This is a genomic window from Micromonospora sp. I033 (assembly GCF_053890995.1).
This window is the reverse complement of sequence record NZ_JBSSLX010000379.1, coordinates 1-1,888: the sequence shown is the minus strand read 5'-3', so window position 1 is coordinate 1,888 and position 1,888 is coordinate 1. Positions and strand designations below refer to the sequence as shown.

At 76.0% G+C, this 1,888-nt stretch carries 1 protein-coding gene and 2 pseudogenes; 1 reads left to right on the top strand and 2 read right to left on the bottom strand.

The genetic code is table 11. From position 1 onward, the window contains the following. Positions 1-473 (bottom strand): annotated as a pseudogene (locus ACW0Q9_RS30325) (nucleotidyltransferase domain-containing protein); the annotation flags it as partial. Positions 474-516: 43 nt separating this feature from the next. Next, positions 517-1,449, bottom strand: coding sequence for a diacylglycerol/lipid kinase family protein (locus ACW0Q9_RS30320; protein ID WP_456187166.1), 933 nt, complete (start codon positions 1,447-1,449; stop codon positions 517-519). Between the two features lie 154 nt (positions 1,450-1,603). On the opposite strand from ACW0Q9_RS30320, the pseudogene ACW0Q9_RS30315 reads away from it, so the two are divergent. Next, a pseudogene (locus ACW0Q9_RS30315) lies at positions 1,604-1,888 on the top strand (hypothetical protein); the annotation flags it as partial.

Here is a 1,888-nt window from a genome sequence, read left to right as displayed (position 1 = left end):
TCGGCCGGCCCCGGGCCGGCGAAGACCTCGGCGGCGGGTGGTCCGAGCAGGGCCAGCCCGGACTGGCGCAGGATGCTGCGGTCCAGCGCGTACCAGAACCGCCCGTCGGCGGCGGGCCGGTCGGCCGGGTCGTAGGTGGCCCGGAACGGCATGGTGGCGCCGGTGTTCAGCTCGACCTCGAAGCCCGGCTCGGGGCCGCCGGCGCCGGCCACGTCGCGCCGGTAGACCACGAGTTCCAGGCCGCGCGCCGGGCAGGGCAGCGCCTCGTGCCGCAGCCGGTCCACCAGCGCCCGCTTCGCCGCATCGGCGACCGGCCCGGCGACCACCAGGGCCACGTCCACGTCGCTGCGTCCCGGCTGGTACGCGCCCAGCCCCACCGACCCGGCCGCGTACGCGCCGATGAGGTCGTCCCCGAGCACCGCCCGGGCCCGTCCGACCAGCTCATCGAGGTAGCGGCGCACGTCGTCGTCCATGCCCGCATCCTGCCCGCCCCGGTCGCGGCGGTGCGGGCCGGGGTCACTCCGGGTCGGGGCAGCAGACGGTCAGCGCACCGGGAACGACCTTGACCTTGAGCCGCTTCGCCGTGCCGCGTGCGCCACCGTCGAGCTCGTAGGTCTTCGGCTCGGCGAAGCGGACGGTCACCTTCCGCCCGCGGGTGATCCGGACGAACGGTGACTCGTCGGACCGGCCGGCAGCCATCCGGCCCAGCGTGCGGGCCCAGTCCACGGCGCCGCTGGCGGTGGAGACGCCGATCTCCAGCGCCCCGTCGTCGGGGCGGGCGTCGTCGAAGGCGGGGATGCCGCCGGTGATGGTGCCGACGTTGCCGAAGAGCACGCAGCTCGCCTCGCCGTCGAACCAGTCGGCGCCGTCGACCGTGATCCGGGTCCGTACGCACTCGCCGCGGACGTGCCGCAGCCCGGTCCAGACGTACGCGATCCGGCCCAGCCTGCCCTTGAGCCTGCGGTCGGCGTCGCGGATCAGGTCGCCGTCGAACCCGGCGCCGGCCATCACCGCGAAGTGCTCCCCGTTGAGCCGGCCCAGGTCCAGCTCGCGCCGCCGGCCGTGCAGGGCGATCCGGACCGCCGCGGGCAGGTCGGCGGGGATGCCGAGGTTGGTGGCGAAGAGGTTGGCGGTGCCGGCGGGCAGGATGCCCATCGGCACGTCCGATCCGGCGAGGGTGTCGGCGCAGCGCTGCACCATGCCGTCCCCACCCCAGACCAGGACCAGCTCGGCGCCCTTGTCGAGCGCCCGGCGGACCTTCTTGGGCGCCTTGCGGCTCTTCGGCACCTCGTACCAGAGGAGTTTGCCGACCCCGGCGGCGACCAGGCTGGCGCGCAGCTCGTCGAGGCCGCCGCCGAAGGTCTTCTTCCGGTGGGCGACGACCGCGACCACGCCGGCCGGCGGCGCGGGGGTGTCGGTGGCGGGGCGGTCGGCCGTGCTGGTGCTCATGACGACCGGTGGTACCCCGTCGCCGGATTTTCCACGCCTGGCGGATGCCCGACGCGCCCGAATTCGATCAGCCGCAGGCTGTGATCAATCGACTTCGTTCGGTAGAGTGCGGGCGTTGATCGCCGGCGCTGGCCGGGGGTCGGAGGGGTGCCGGATGAGTCGACGGGCCGGACGGCTGACGCGGGTCGCGCTGCGCCTCGGCCTGCTGCTCGGCGGGGTCGCCGCGGCCTGGGGCGTCCACGAGGTCGCCGCCGGTGCCGCCGCCCACGCCGCCGAGCGCCCACCCGCCGCTCCGCTCACCGCCACGGTCGACCTGATCACCGATGTGCTGGGCCCGGTCCTCGGCGCGGTGACGCCACCCGCCGAGGACGCCGCCAGGCCGTCCGGGGCCGGTGGCTCGCCCGCCCCGACCGAGCGCCCTGACGCCCGCGGGGCCGGC